At 68.3% G+C, this 13,477-nt stretch carries 10 protein-coding genes and 1 tRNA gene; 6 read left to right on the top strand and 5 right to left on the bottom strand.

Annotated features, from left to right (window positions below):
• Nucleotides 1–30 precede the first annotated feature (30 nt).
• Both AAAZ40_RS10220 and phbB read left to right on the top strand, forming a co-directional pair.
• Entirely contained in the window at nt 31–1,209 is a 1,179-nt protein-coding gene (locus AAAZ40_RS10220; protein ID WP_476660266.1) for an acetyl-CoA C-acetyltransferase, read from the top strand.
• A 37-nt stretch (nt 1,210–1,246) separates the two neighbouring features.
• The gene (phbB, locus tag AAAZ40_RS10215) at nt 1,247–1,984 is read left to right on the top strand and encodes an acetoacetyl-CoA reductase (RefSeq protein ID WP_476660265.1); all 738 of its coding nucleotides are present in this window, start codon (nt 1,247–1,249) and stop codon (nt 1,982–1,984) included.
• A 52-nt stretch (nt 1,985–2,036) separates the two neighbouring features.
• Here phbB and AAAZ40_RS10210 read toward each other — a convergent pair whose 3' ends face one another.
• Genes AAAZ40_RS10210 through hpnC form a run of 5 tightly spaced genes read right to left on the bottom strand, consistent with a single transcriptional unit; the run spans nt 2,037 to nt 9,748 of the window.
• Complete coding sequence (locus tag AAAZ40_RS10210; protein ID WP_476660264.1) at nt 2,037–3,563, bottom strand: hydroxysqualene dehydroxylase; 1,527 nt, start codon at nt 3,561–3,563, stop codon at nt 2,037–2,039.
• Between the two features lie 49 nt (nt 3,564–3,612).
• Nucleotides 3,613–4,479, bottom strand: coding sequence for a presqualene diphosphate synthase HpnD (hpnD, locus tag AAAZ40_RS10205; protein ID WP_476660263.1), 867 nt, complete (start codon nt 4,477–4,479; stop codon nt 3,613–3,615).
• Nucleotides 4,480–4,522: 43 nt separating this feature from the next.
• Nucleotides 4,523–7,669 carry an efflux RND transporter permease subunit gene (locus AAAZ40_RS10200; protein ID WP_476660262.1) on the bottom strand — a complete coding sequence of 1,049 codons (3,147 nt, stop codon included), beginning with the start codon at nt 7,667–7,669 and terminating at the stop codon, nt 4,523–4,525.
• Between the two features lie 22 nt (nt 7,670–7,691).
• Nucleotides 7,692–8,834: an efflux RND transporter periplasmic adaptor subunit gene (locus tag AAAZ40_RS10195; protein ID WP_476660261.1), complete on the bottom strand. Its 1,143-nt coding sequence runs from the start codon at nt 8,832–8,834 to the stop codon at nt 7,692–7,694.
• Nucleotides 8,831–9,748, bottom strand: coding sequence for a squalene synthase HpnC (gene hpnC, locus AAAZ40_RS10190; RefSeq protein ID WP_476660260.1), 918 nt, complete (start codon nt 9,746–9,748; stop codon nt 8,831–8,833). Before hpnC ends, AAAZ40_RS10195 begins: the two co-directional genes overlap by 4 nt.
• A gap of 151 nt (nt 9,749–9,899) precedes the next feature.
• On the opposite strand from hpnC, the gene AAAZ40_RS10185 reads away from it, so the two are divergent.
• From AAAZ40_RS10185 to clpX, 4 genes are all read left to right on the top strand, one after another.
• Nucleotides 9,900–9,986: transfer RNA gene (locus tag AAAZ40_RS10185), tRNA-Leu, on the top strand.
• 74 nt (nt 9,987–10,060) lie between these two features.
• Nucleotides 10,061–11,371, top strand: coding sequence for a trigger factor (gene tig, locus AAAZ40_RS10180; protein WP_476660259.1), 1,311 nt, complete (start codon nt 10,061–10,063; stop codon nt 11,369–11,371).
• A gap of 4 nt (nt 11,372–11,375) precedes the next feature.
• The gene (gene clpP, locus AAAZ40_RS10175; protein WP_476660258.1) at nt 11,376–11,987 is read left to right on the top strand and encodes an ATP-dependent Clp endopeptidase proteolytic subunit ClpP; all 612 of its coding nucleotides are present in this window, start codon (nt 11,376–11,378) and stop codon (nt 11,985–11,987) included.
• Nucleotides 11,988–12,097: 110 nt separating this feature from the next.
• Nucleotides 12,098–13,369, top strand: a complete 1,272-nt coding sequence (gene clpX, locus AAAZ40_RS10170) for an ATP-dependent Clp protease ATP-binding subunit ClpX (RefSeq protein ID WP_476660257.1) — start codon at nt 12,098–12,100, stop codon at nt 13,367–13,369.
• Nucleotides 13,370–13,477: the final 108 nt, after the last annotated feature.

Raw genomic sequence — 13,477 nt, 5'->3', positions numbered from 1 at the left:
TTTCACTTCAACCGCAACAGGAGAGCAAACATGCAAGACATCGTCATCGTTGCCGCCGCCCGCACCGCCGTGGGCAAGTTTGGCGGCAGCCTGGCCAAGGTGAGCGCGCCCGAGCTCGGCGCTGCTGTGATCAAGGGGCTGTTGCAGCGCACCGGGCTGGCACCCGAGCAGGTCGGGGAAGTGATTCTGGGCCAGGTGCTGGCCGCTGGCGTGGGCCAAAACCCGGCGCGCCAGGCCATGCTCAAGGCCGGTCTGGCCAAAGAGACCCCGGCCATGACCATCAACGCCGTTTGCGGCTCGGGCCTGAAGGCGGTGATGCTGGCGGCGCAAGCCGTCGCCACCGGCGACAGCGAGATCGTGATCGCTGGTGGCCAGGAAAACATGAGCGCCAGCCCCCACCTGCTGCCCGCCAGCCGCGATGGCCAGCGCATGGGCGACTGGAAGCTGGTCGATTCGATGATCGTCGATGGCCTGTGGGACGTGTATAACCAATACCACATGGGCATCACGGCCGAAAACGTGGCCAAGGCGCACGGCATCACACGCGAGATGCAGGACGCGCTGGCCTTGGGCAGCCAGCAAAAGGCCGCTGCCGCCCAAGACGCCGGCAAGTTCAAGGACGAGATCGTGCCGGTGCTGATCCCACAGAAAAAAGGCGATCCGCTGGTCTTTGACAGCGACGAATACCTGAACCGCAAGAGCAACCAGGAGGCGCTGGCCGGCCTGCGCCCGGCCTTTGACAAGGCCGGCACCGTCACGGCAGGCAACGCCTCGGGCATCAACGACGGCGCTGCCGCAGTGCTGGTGATGTCGGCGGCCAAGGCGGCGGCGCTGGGGCTGACGCCGCTGGCCACCCTGCGCAGCTACGCCACCACCGGGCTGGACCCGAGCGTGATGGGCATGGGGCCGGTGTCGGCTTCGCAAAAAGCGCTGGCGCGCGCCGGCTGGGGCGTGGGCGACGTCGATCTGTTCGAACTAAACGAAGCCTTTGCGGCGCAAGCCTGTGCGGTCAACCTCGGGCTCGGGGTCGATCCGGCCAAGGTCAACGTCAACGGCGGCGCCATCGCCATCGGCCACCCGATCGGAGCCTCGGGCTGCCGCGTGCTGGTCACGCTGCTGCACGAAATGCAGCGCCGTGGCGCCAAAAAAGGCCTGGCCGCGCTGTGCATCGGCGGCGGCATGGGCGTGGCGCTCACCGTCGAGCGCTGAAACGCGTTTTTTCACCAATCAAACAGAGGAGCCTGAAATGAATCAAAGAGTCGCATACGTCACCGGCGGCATGGGCGGCATCGGCACCGCGATCTGCCAGCGCCTGGCCAAGGCGGGCTTCAAGGTCATCGCCGGCTGCGGCCCAACGCGCGACCACCAGAAGTGGATCGACGAACAGGCTGCGCTGGGCTACACCTTCCACGCCAGCGTGGGCAATGTGGGCGAGTGGGACTCCACCGTCGAGGCCTTCACCAAGGCCAAGGCCGAGCACGGCCCCATCGACGTGCTGGTCAACAACGCCGGCATCACGCGCGACCGCATGTTCCTGAAAATGAGCAAAGAAGACTGGGACGCGGTGATCACCACCAACCTCACTTCCATGTTCAACGTCACCAAGCAGGTGCTGCCCGATATGGTCGAGCGCGGCTGGGGCCGCATCATCCAGATTTCGTCGGTCAACGGCGAGAAGGGCCAGGCCGGGCAGACCAACTATTCGGCCGCCAAGGCCGGGATGCACGGCTTCACCATGGCGCTGGCGCAGGAAGTGGCGGCCAAGGGCGTGACGGTGAACACCGTCAGCCCAGGCTACATCGGCACCGACATGGTGCGCGCCATCCGCCCCGACGTGCTGGAAAAGATCGTTGCCACGATTCCGGTCAAGCGCCTGGGCACGCCGGAGGAAATCGGCTCCATCGTCACCTGGCTGGCGGGCGAAGACTCGGGCTTCACCACTGGCGCCGACTTCAGCTGCAACGGCGGCCTGCACATGGGCTGAAGCGCCCGCGTCCGCGGGCCGCTGCGGGTGCGGCGGCGCTCGCGGGTTCGGGTCAGTCGCTGGCTGGGTGCGCCTGCGCTGCCCGCACGCTGGCGGCCTGTTGCGCGGCCCCTTCCGCCGCCTGCTCGCCGCTGCGCACCGCGCCTTCGAGGGTGGCCGGGTAGGGGCCGCTCACATAGTCGCCCGCTGCCCACAGCCCGGGCCCGAGGGCGGCGGCGGGGCGCGTCAGGCCAGGCGTGCTGGCAAAGGTGGCGCGGCGCTCGATCACGCACTGGCGCACCTGCGCCTGCTCTAGGCCGAGCGCGTGCTGCGCTTGCTGCAGCAGCACGGTTTGCAGTTCGCTCTGGCTGCCGTCACAGGCGCTGGCGACCAGCGCCAGTTCAACCCAACCCTGGGGGCAGCCGCTGGCGCTGCCGGGCGCGCCCAGCAGCCGGTCGCGCCGAAACGCGTACTGCGCCGGAGCCTGCGCGCTGCTGCGCAAGGCCAGCATGGGGTGGGCGCTGGGCCAGGGGCGGCTCAGCACGCCGCCCACGTACAGGGTGGCAATGGCCTGGTGCTGCAGCGCTTGTGCAGTCTGTCGCCAGGCGTGCAGCTGGGCGCTTGCTTGGTCGGGCGGCAGCGTGCCGAGCAGGCGCGTGGCGGCGCTGGCCGGGGTGGCCAGGATCACGTGTTCGGCCTCGAAAACCTGGCCGCTGCTGCACGTCAGCCGCCAACCGCCAGCCGCAACACTTGGGGTGGCGGCTGCTGTTGCGCCATTCACGCCCCCAACCATGCCCGCAGCCACGCGCTCCAGGCTGAGCACGCGCTGGCCCGCCAAGGCCACCGCGCCGCGCTGTTGCAACCAGCGCACGGCGGGGCCGGGCAGCAGCGCGCCCAGGTCGCTGCGCGGCAGCAGCAGTTGCGCCGCGCGCCAAGGCGGGTGGCCGCGGCCGAGCAGGGCGTCGCGCAGCACGATCAGGAACACCTGGGCGCTGGCGGTTTGCGCCGGGGTGTTGAGCGCGGCCACGCACAAGGGTTCGATCAGCTCGTGCCAGACGCGCTCGGGCAACTCGGCGCACAAGTCGGCGACGCTGAGCTGCGGCGCGCACACAAATCCGGCGCGCTGCCAGTGCGCTGCCCAGCGCAGCAGGGCCAGACGCTCGGCCCAACTCCAGCCGCGCACGCTCAGCAGCGCGGCCAGGGTGTCGAACGGGGCCGGCCAGCGCAGCGCCCAGTCGGGTGTGGCCAGCCCGCCGCCTTCGGCAAAGCGCAGATCGAGCGGCATGGCGTGCAGGTGCGCGCCCAGGTCCAGCCCCAGGCGCTGCATCAGCCCCAGGGTGGCGGTGTAGGCCCCGATCAGGATGTGCTGGCCGTTGTCGAGCCGCGCGCCGTTCGGGCTTGCGCAAGCGCCATCGGTGTCCGGCTCAGCGCCAGGGCCAGATGGCGCACTCGAGGCGTTGGCGGCGTCGCCATGGCGCGCCAGCGTGCGCGCGCGCCCACCCCAGGTGCGCGTGGCTTCCAGCAGCGTGACGGCAAAACCCAATTCGCAGCCGCGCACCGCCGCTGCCAAGCCGGCCCAGCCGCCGCCGACGATCAGCATGCGCGCCCTCATGGCCGCTGGCCCAAGGGGGTGCGGTTGCGGCCTGGCCTCACAGCCGCCCCAGTGCCTGCACCTTCCAGGCAAGCCAAAACTTGGTCAGTGGCGTCAGGCGCACGCGCTGCGTGAGCACGCGCAGCGGATCGGTGGCGATCTGCTGCAGCAGCCGGCGGTAGATGCTGGCCATCATCAGCCCGGGTTTTTGGGCGCGCCGGTCGGCAGCGGGCAGCAGCGCCAGCGCTTCGTCATAAACGCCGAGCGCGCGCGCTATCTGGAATTGCAGCAGCGCCGTGCAGCGTGCCTCAAAACCGGGTTCGGCCCCTTGGCCGCGCTTGAGCAGCTCGTGCGCCTTCACCTCGAAACGCTGCAACTCGTTGACCGGCAAGTAGATGCGCCCGCGCAGCGCGTCTTCGCCGACGTCGCGGATGATGTTGGTCAGCTGCAGCGCCAGCCCCAGGCGGTGCGCGTAGGCCGTGGTCTGGGCCGCGCTCTGGCCAAAGATGCGCGCCGCCACCTCGCCCACCACGCCCGCCACCAGGTGGCAGTAGCGCTGCAGGCCGGGGTAGTCGAGGTAGCGCGACTGCTCCAGATCCATCTGGCAGCCGTCGATGATCTGCAGCAGGTGCTCGGCCTCGATGCCGTAGGTCGCCAAGTGCGGTTGCAGCGCCTGCAGCGCCGGGTGTTCGGGCACGCCGTGGCCGGTGTCGAAGCAGCGCGCCACCTGCAGCCGCCACCAGTGCAGCTTGAGCTGCGCCACCGCCGGGTCGTGGACCTTGTCCACCACGTCGTCGATTTCTCGGCAGCAGGCGTAAAAGGCGGTGATGGCGGCGCGCTGGGACGGCGGCAAGAACAAAAAGGCGTAGTAAAAACTGCTGCCCGAGGCGGCGGCTTTCTGCTGAGCGTAGGCTTGCGGCGTCATGGTCGGGGGCGGCTGGCTGGCGGGGGCTGGCGACGTGGGGCTGCTAGGCCTGAGCAGGGTCAGCCGCGCCTGCCCGGCTCAGGTGCGAGTGGCGCATGAAGGCGTGGTAGAGCAAGGGCACCACGAACAGCGTGAGCACGGTCGAAAATGCCAACCCATAGACGATGCTGGCCGCCACCGGCCCCCACAGCAGGCTCTCGCCGCCCAAGCCCAAAGCCAACGAGGCCAGCCCGCCGATGGTCGTGCTGCTGGTGATGAGCACCGGCACCACGCGCCGCCGCGCCGCGTACAGGGTGGCGTGCAACACGCTCATGCCGGCGCGCAGTCGCTCGTTGGCGGCATCGATCAGCACGATGGCCGAATTGACCGCGATGCCGCCCAGCGCAATCACGCCGTACAGGGTGTAGAGCGAGAGCGGATTGCCTGAGAGCGCCAGCCCAAAAGCCACCCCGGCAAAGGCCAGCGGCACCGCCACCAGCACCATCAGCGGCTGGAAGTAGCTGCGAAACTGCGCTGCCAGAATCAGGTAGATCAGGCCGATGCCGAACAGGAACAGCACCCCCATCGCGTCCAGGCTTTCTTCGATGTCTTCGAGCTCGCCGGTGAAGTCGAGGTCGATGCCCGGGTGCTGGGCGCGGATGCGTTCCCAACCCGCCTTCACCTGCAGGTTGGCCTCACGGGTGTCGGTCAGTTCGCGGTCCAGGTTGGCCTGCACGGTGATGGTGCGACGCAGGTTGTAGTGCCGGATGGCCCCGCGTCCCGGCAGCACCTGCACCTCGACCAGGGTTCCCAGGCGCGCGATCTGGCCGTTGGGCAGCGCCACCGGTTCGTTGAGCAGCGCGTCCGGGTCGGGCCGCAGCCCCAGCGCCGAGCTGCTGCGCACCTTGAGCTCGATGCGGTCGCCCTGCAGCCGGGTAAAGGCCACCGTTTCGCCATCCACCGCCAGCCGCACCAGCCGCGTCACCTGCTGTGCGTTGAGGCCGAGCTCGCGCATGGCCTCGTGGTTCAGGCGCAGTTGCAGCAGCGGCCGGCCGGGCAGGTTGTCGTCTTGCACGTCTTGGGTGCCGGGGATGGCGCGCACCAGTTCCTTGATGGCTTCGGCGGCGCGTTGAATCTCGTCGAAATCGTCGCCGCGCACCCGGATGTTGATCGGCATGCCCGTAGGCGGGCCGCCGGTGAAGATGAAGAAGCTCTGCTCGCCCGGCGTGTCCAGGCCCTCGATGTCGGCGCGCATGGCCTCGACCACCTCCTGCACCTCGCGCGCGTCGCCCGTGCGCGGGTTGAGCGAGACAAAAATCTGGCCGAAGTTGTCGCCATACACCGGCTCGGTGTCGGTGAACATCAGCCCCGCCGTGCTCGAGACCGAGCGCGCCTCGTGCCCTTGTGCGGCCGGCCCCACGCCTTGCAGGCGCGCACGCACCGCCTGCTCCACCTGTTCGGTCACGGCCATGGTCTGCTCCAGCGTGGCGTCGGCGGGCATGTCCACGTTGACGTAGAAAGCGCGGATCGGGTCGAAGGCAAAGAACTGCACCCGCACCACCCCGACGGCGTACAACAGCCCCGCCAGCCCGATCACCGCCAGGGCCAGCGCCGAAAAGCGCTTGGGGCGGCGCAGCACGAAGGCCAGCCACTGCGTGTAGCGCAGCCGCAGGCCGCGGTTGAAGGCGTTGCGCCAGCGCTGCACGCGCGAGGGCGGCCGCTCGAAGCGCCCGCCCACCAGTTGCACGTGCACCGGCAGCATCCAGAACGCTTCGATGAGCGAGATCGCCAGCGCCAGCGTGACCACGAACGGGATGATGAACATGAAGTCGCCCACGATGCCGGGCAGCAGCATCAGCGGCATGAAAGCGGCCATGGTGGTGGCCACCGAGGCCAGCACCGGCTTCCAGACTTCGGTGATGCCATCGAGGCTGGCCTGCAAGGCCTTGTGCCCGCGCTCCATGCGGTAGTAGATCGATTCGGCCACCACCACCGCGTCATCGACCAGCATGCCAAGCGCGATCACCACCCCCAGCAGCACCGAGATGTTGACCGTATGGCCCAGCGGCGCCAGCAGGGCAAAGGTGCCCATGAGCGAAAACGGAATGCCCAGCGCCACCAGCGCGCCGATGCGCGAGCCCAGAAACAGCCAGCACACCGCCAGCACCATCAACATGCCGTAGAGCGCGTTGGTCTGCATGATGCCGATGGCCTCGCGCGTGGGCACAGTCTGGTCGTCGCTCAGTTCAAGCCGCAGGCCGTAGAGCGCCAGCGTCGGGTTTTGTGCCGCGATGTAGGCGTGCACCCGATCCACCAGTTCCAGGGTATTGGTGCCGGCGGTTTTGGTGAAGGGCATCGAAATCGACGGCTGGCCGTTGACCGAGGCCAGTTGCGCGGCCAGGGCGCGGTCGCGTTCGATGCGCGCCACGTCGCCCAGGCGCACCGACACGCCAGGGCGGCCGGCAGCGGCCACCGGCAAGCTGGCGAGCTCGGAGGGGTCGAGCACCACCCCGCGCACGCTCACCGACCAGGCGCCGCCTTCGGTCTTGAGGGTGCCGGCGGCGCTGTCGCGCCACCAGAGGCGCAGCGCGTCGGCCACGTCGGTGGCGGTGAGTTGGTGTGCGGCCAGCGCCATCGGGTCGGGGCTGACGCGGATCACCGGGTCGCGCAACCCCGAGGCAAAGACCTGGTCGATGCCGGTGATGCGTTCCATGTCGGACCGGATGCGGCGGGCGTTGAGGCGCAGCGTTTCGTCGTTGGCCAAGCCGATGAGTTGCACGGTGGCGGTGGGGAAGCCGCTCGAGGAGGTGATCTCCATCACGCGCGGGTCGTTGGCTTCGGGGGGCAGTTCGGCGGTGGCGGCGTTTTGAATCTCGCGCCGCAAATCGTTCATGCGCTGGCTGAACACGCGCGGGCTGATCTCGTGAAAACGCACCAAGATGCTGGATACGGTCTCGCGCGAGGTCGAGGTGACGAAGCGCACGTCCGGGACGCCGGCGATGGCGTCCTCGAGCGGGTTGGTGACCAGCTGCTCGATGTCTTCGGCGCTGGCGCCGGGCAGCGTGGTGGTGATGGTGACCCAGTTGAAGTTGATTTCCGGGTCTTGCTCGCGCGGCATGCTCAGGTAGCTGAGCAGGCCGAGCAGAATCACCACCACGAAGGCGATGTTGGCCAGCGGGTGGTTGGTGAGCAGGGAGCGCAAGAAGTTCATGGGCTGCAGGCGGGGGTGCGCTTCAGTTCAGGGCCTGGCCGTCGGTGAGCGCTGCCTGCCCGCGCACCACCACTTGGGTGTCGGGGGGCAAGGTGGTGGCCGCAGCGCGCCCTTCCTGTGCCCCGGGCAGGCTGATGAAGCGCGCCTGCTGGCCCTGGCGCACGAAGATGCCCAGCGCTTCGCCCCGGCGCACCATCAGGGCCGCCGGGATGTGGGGCTGTGGGTCGCGCCAGCGCAGCACGCCGCTGCTGCCCGGCGGCGCAGTGCCTGTGGCCGCGCCAGGGTCGGTGCCCAGGGCGTCATGGGCCCAGCCCAGGCGCACGGCCTGGGTGCGGTTGGCGGCCTGCACGGTGGCGCTCACGCGCAGCAAGCGCAGCGGGTGCACGAATGCGCTGCCCTGGGGCTGGAACTGCCACGCCCCGGCACGGCGCAAGCCCGGCACCTCGGCCGGCGGCACGTGGGCCTGCACCTCGGCGGCGCCGCTTTCGGCGAGCACGAACAGCGGCGTGCCGGGTGCCACCGTTTCGCCCACTTGCGCCGTGCGTTGCACCACGGTGCCGGCAAAAGGGGCCAGCACGCGGGTGCGCTCGAGCTGGCGCCGGGCGCTGCGCAGCTGCGCTTCGGCGCTGGCCAGATCGGCCTGCTGCAGCGCCACCTCGGTTTCGCGCTGCGTCAGCGCTTCCTTGGAGAAAAAGCCTTGCGCCACCAGGTCGCGGGCGCGTTGCAACTGCGCCAGCCCCAGCTGCAAGCGCGACACGGCGGCGTCGCGTCCAGCCTGGGCGCGTTGCAGCGCCAGTTCGTGGTCGGTGGGGTCGATTTGCAGCAGCAGATCGCCGCGCCGCACCGTGGCGCCCACATCGGCGCCCCAGCTCAGCACCCGCCCGCCCACTTCGGCGCTCAGGCGCGACTCGTTGCGCGCCAACACGGTGGCGGCGGCGCTGCGCTCGGGCTGCAGCCAGACGCTGTCGAGGCGCGCGGTTTGCACGCTGGCGGCCGCGGCGGGGGCTGTTTGGGGGCTTGGGCTGCCTGCGGTTTGGCCCAGGGCCGGGCTGGCGCTCAGAAGTGCAAACCCAAGGACCGCAGCCAGCGTGGTGGCGGCCATGGGCCAGGCAGCCCGCGTGGGCAGGGTCGCCTGCATGCGCGGGGCGATTGGGCGGCGGTTCATGGGGCGTTTTCCTGATGGGGCGCAAAAGGCGGGGGCGGGGGCAGGGCGGCGGCGGGCCGCCACAGCGCACGCCACAGCAGCAACGGGGCGTCGGGGGCGCGCAGACGCGGTCGCTGGCACCAGGTGCGGCCCCCCAAGGCTTCTATTTTGTCCAAAATCCGCAACCCCCCTTGCACCACCAGGCGCAGTTCCCAGCCGACGCGGCCGGGCAGGCGCCACGCCAGCGGGGCGCCCTGGCCCATCAGGGCGCGGGCGTGCGCGCACAGTTCCAGCACCATGGCTTGCGCCTGCGGCTGGGCAGCGGCGCCGGGGTGCAGGTTGGCCAGTGCCACCCCGTGGCGTTGCAGGGCAGCCAAGGGCAGGTAGTGGCGCTGGCGCGGCAGGTCGAGGCTCAGATCCTGCCAGAAGTTGATCAGTTGCAGCGCGCTGCAGATGGCGTCGCTCTGCTGCAGCGAGCGCTCGTCGCGCACGCCATAGAGGTGCAGCAGCAAGCGCCCGACCGGGTTGGCCGAGCGGCTGCAGTAGCCCAGCAGCTCGGGCAAGTCGGCGTACCACTGGCCGTTGGCGGTGCGGCGCACGTCTTGCTCAAAGGCATCGAGCAGGTGCAGCAGCGGTTCTTGCGGCAGCTGCCAGGCGTGCACCTGCTGCGCCAGCGCCGGCATGATGTGCGGCCAGCGCCAGCCGCCCGCAGCCGGCGTTGCAGCCGGTGCCACCGCGGCCAGCAACTCGGCGCGGTAAGCCTGCAACTCGAGCAGGCGCTGCGCTGCGCTGGCGTTGCCCTCGTCGGCAATGTCGTCGGCGCAGCGCGCAAAGGCGTAGATGGCCCGCACCGGCGCACGCAAGGCCGGCGGACACAACCACGACGCCACCGGAAAGTTTTCGTAGTGCGCCACACCATGCACAGGGTTTGCCATCGGATCGATTATGCCGCGCCCGGATGCTCGGTGCGTGTCATGCACGGTGCGTGTCTTGGGCCCAGCTGTCGCGGGCCAAGCGTGGGCGGCCTTACAATCTCGCTTTTTCCCGCGTCCACCCAAGGTCAACCTTGCCAGGGCGCGGTCGGGCGCGCGGGTGGCGAAATTGGTAGACGCACCAGGTTTAGGTCCTGACGGTGGCAACACTGTGGGGGTTCGAGTCCCCCCCCGCGCACCACGAAAAAGAATATCCTCATCCCGAACACCGGGGGCCCTGGGCTTGCAGCCCGGCCCTTCACAGGAGTAATCAGCATGGCCGTCACCGTTGAAACACTGGACAAGCTCGAACGCAAGATCACGCTCGAGCTGTCGCTGGAGCAGATCAACCAGGAGGTGCAAAACCGCCTCAAGCGCATGCAGCGCCAAGTCAAGCTCGACGGCTTCAGGCCCGGCAAGGTGCCGCTGAGCGTGGTGCAAAAGCGCTACGGGGGCTCGGTGCACTACGAGGTGATGAACGACCAGCTCGGCCAGGCCTTCCAGTCCGCAACCCAGGAAGCGCAGTTGCGCGTCGCCGGCACCCCGAGCCTCAACGCAAAAGAAGGGGCGCCAGAAGGCGCGGTGGCCTTTGAGGCGGTGTTTGAGGTCTATCCAGAAGTCAAGATCGGCGACCTGGGCGCGGCCACGATCGAAAAGTTCAGCGCCACGGTGGACGAGGCGGCCATCGAGCGCACGCTCGAGATCCTGCGCAAGCAGCGCCGCACCTTTGTGGCCCGCGCCGCCGACGAGCCGGCGCAGGAAGGCGACCAGGTTCGCATCGACTTCGAAGGCAAGATCGACGGCGAGCCCTTCGAGGGCGGCAAGGCCGAGGGCTTCCAGTTCGTGCTCGGTGAAGGCCAGATGCTCAAAGAGTTCGAAGAGGCCGTGCGCGGCATGCGCGTGGGCGAGTCCAAAACCTTCCCGCTCAACTTCCCGGCCGAGTACCACGGCAAAGACGTGGCGGGCAAGCAGGCCGATTTTCTGGTGACGCTGCAGCAGCTCGAAGCGGCGCAATTGCCCGCGGTGGACGACGAGCTGGCCAGCGCCCTCGGCGTGCCCGGGGGCAGTGTGGAGGCGCTGCGCGCCGACATCCGCAAAAACCTCGAGCGCGAAGTCAAGTTCCGCCTGCAGATGCGCAACAAGTCGGCGGTGATGGACGCGCTGCTGGCGCAGTGCGAGCTCGATGTGCCAAAATCCAGCGTCGCGGCCGAGGTCGAGCGCCTGATCGAGGGCGCGCGCGCCAACCTCAAGGAGCGTGGCGTCCAGGGTGCCGATCAGGCCCCGATCCCGGCCGAGCTGTTCCAGGCCCAGGCCGAGCGCCGCGTGCGCCTGGGGCTGGTGGTGGCCGAACTGGTCAACGCCAACCGCCTGCACGCCACGCCGGAGCAGGTCGATGCCCACATCCAGGAGCTGGCCAGCTCGTACGAGAGCCCGGCCGATGTGGTGCGCTGGTACCAGAGCGACCGCCAGCGCCTGGCCGAAGTGGAGGCCATTGTGCTGGAAAACAACGTCACCGAGTTCGTGCTGGCGCGCGCGCAGGTGAGCGACAAGGCGATTGCTTTCGACGAACTGATGGGTAAGGGCTGAAACCATGAGCGCACTTCACACACAAGCCCTGGGCATGGTGCCCATGGTGATCGAGCAGTCGGGCCGCGGCGAGCGCGCCTACGACATCTATTCGCGCCTGCTCAAGGAGCGCGTGGTGTTTCTGGTGGGTGAAGTCAACGACCACACCGCCAACCTGGTGGTGGCGCAGCTGCTGTTCCTCGAGAGCGAAAACCCGGACAAGGACATTTCGCTCTACATCAATTCACCCGGTGGCAGCGTGAGTGCGGGCATGTCGATTTTCGACACCATGAACTTCATCAAGCCCGAAGTGTCCACGCTGTGCATCGGCATGGCCGCCAGCATGGGGGCTTTTCTGCTCGCGGCCGGGGCCAAGGGCAAGCGTTTTTCGCTGCCCAACTCGCGCGTCATGATCCACCAGCCGCTGGGCGGCGCACGTGGGCAGGCGACCGACATCGAGATTCATGCGCGCGAGATCCTGCGCTTGCGCGCCGAGCTCAACCGCATCCTGTCCGAGCGCACCGGGCAGGCGCTGGAAAAAATCGAGCGCGACACCGAGCGCGACTACTTCATGTCGGCAGCCGAAGCGGCCGAATACGGTCTGATCGACAAAGTGATCGACAAGCGCGGGTCTTGACCAGCCCTGCACGGCCCATCCCTGTCTTGCAGCAGGGTGGCCGCGAAGGCGCTATGATGGCGCGCAACCCATCCCTTGATGCCACGAGAACCCAACCCAGGCGCGCCCCCATGCCCGAACGCAAAGGCCCCACCAGCCCGAAAAACCTGTTCTGCTCTTTTTGCGGCAAGAGCCAGCACGAGGTCAAGAAACTCATTTCCGGCCCTTCGGTGTTCATCTGCGACGAGTGCATCGCGCTGTGTGCCGACATCATGCGCGACGAACTGCCGCAGACTGCCATGGGCAAGGGCGGCTCTGGCGCCGACGCGCTGCCGACGCCGCTGCAAATCAAGCACCACCTCGATCAATACGTGATCGGCCAGGAGGCGGCCAAGAAAACCCTGTCGGTGGCGGTTTACAACCACTACAAGCGCCTGCGCCATCGCGATCATTCGGGCAAGGACGACGTCGAGCTGGCCAAAAGCAACATCCTGCTCATCGGCCCCACCGGTTCGGGTAAAACGCTGCTGGCCGCCACCATGGCGCGCATGCTCAACGTGCCCTTCGTCATGGCCGACGCCACCACGCTCACCGAGGCCGGCTACGTGGGCGAGGACGTGGAAAACATCATCGCCAAACTGCTGCAAACCTGCAATTACGACCCCGAAAAAGCGCAGCGCGGCATCGTTTTCATCGACGAAATCGACAAGATCACGCGCAAGTCCGAAAACCCCTCCATCACTCGCGACGTCTCGGGCGAAGGCGTGCAGCAGGCGCTGCTCAAGCTGGTCGAAGGCACGGTGGCCTCGGTGCCGCCACAAGGCGGGCGCAAGCACCCGAATCAGGACATGATTCAGGTCGACACCTCCAACATTCTGTTCATCTGCGGCGGCGCCTTTTCGGGCTTGGAAAAGGTCATCGATGCGCGCACCGAAAGCGGGGGCATCGGCTTTGGCGCCACGGTCAAAAGCAAGCAGCAGCGCAGCCTGAGCGAGGTCTTTGCCGAAGTCGAACCCGACGACCTGGTGCGCTTTGGTCTGATCCCCGAGCTGGTCGGGCGCCTGCCCGTGGTCACGGCGCTCGACGAACTGGGCGAGGAAGCCCTGATCGACATCCTGACCGAGCCCAAAAACGCCGTGGTCAAGCAGTTTGCGCAGCTGCTGCACATGGAGGGCGTGGAGCTCGAGGTGCGGCCGGCGGCGCTCAAGGCGATTGCGCGCCACGCCATGAAGCGCAAAACCGGCGCCCGTGGCCTGCGCTCCATCCTCGAACAGGCGCTGCTCCAGACCATGTTTGAACTCCCGAGCCTGAGCAACGTCGAAAAGGTGGTGGTCGATGAAACCACCATCGAAGACGGCAAACCGCCGCTGCTGGTCTACCGCGAGGCTGCGCGCCAGGCCTGAGCCTGCGCCTGGGCCGTGGTGCGCCCGCTGCGCACGATCAGGCCTGGGCAAATTTGCTGCGGCAGGCGCCTTGTTTCGCGCCTGCGCGCCCCCACATGGCAGCCATAG

The organism is Serpentinimonas sp. SMBJO2 (genome assembly GCF_056341105.1).
Note: the sequence above shows the minus strand (reverse complement) of the source record. Positions and strands in the feature narration are given on the sequence as shown.

Bases quoted from the DNA above. Each gene is read 5' to 3' on its own strand.
- AAAZ40_RS10195 (WP_476660261.1), bottom strand. From the start codon at position 8,834: ATGAACCGCCGCCCAATCGCCCCGCGCATGCAGGCGACCCTGCCCACG.
- AAAZ40_RS10200 (WP_476660262.1), bottom strand. From the start codon at position 7,669: ATGAACTTCTTGCGCTCCCTGCTCACCAACCACCCGCTGGCCAACATC.
- phbB (WP_476660265.1), top strand. From the start codon at position 1,247: ATGAATCAAAGAGTCGCATACGTCACCGGCGGCATGGGCGGCATCGGC.
- AAAZ40_RS10210 (WP_476660264.1), bottom strand. From the start codon at position 3,563: ATGCTGATCGTCGGCGGCGGCTGGGCCGGCTTGGCAGCGGCGGTGCGC.
- clpP (WP_476660258.1), top strand. From the start codon at position 11,376: ATGAGCGCACTTCACACACAAGCCCTGGGCATGGTGCCCATGGTGATC.
- tig (WP_476660259.1), top strand. From the start codon at position 10,061: ATGGCCGTCACCGTTGAAACACTGGACAAGCTCGAACGCAAGATCACG.
- clpX (WP_476660257.1), top strand. From the start codon at position 12,098: ATGCCCGAACGCAAAGGCCCCACCAGCCCGAAAAACCTGTTCTGCTCT.
- AAAZ40_RS10220 (WP_476660266.1), top strand. From the start codon at position 31: ATGCAAGACATCGTCATCGTTGCCGCCGCCCGCACCGCCGTGGGCAAG.
- hpnD (WP_476660263.1), bottom strand. From the start codon at position 4,479: ATGACGCCGCAAGCCTACGCTCAGCAGAAAGCCGCCGCCTCGGGCAGC.
- hpnC (WP_476660260.1), bottom strand. From the start codon at position 9,748: ATGGCAAACCCTGTGCATGGTGTGGCGCACTACGAAAACTTTCCGGTG.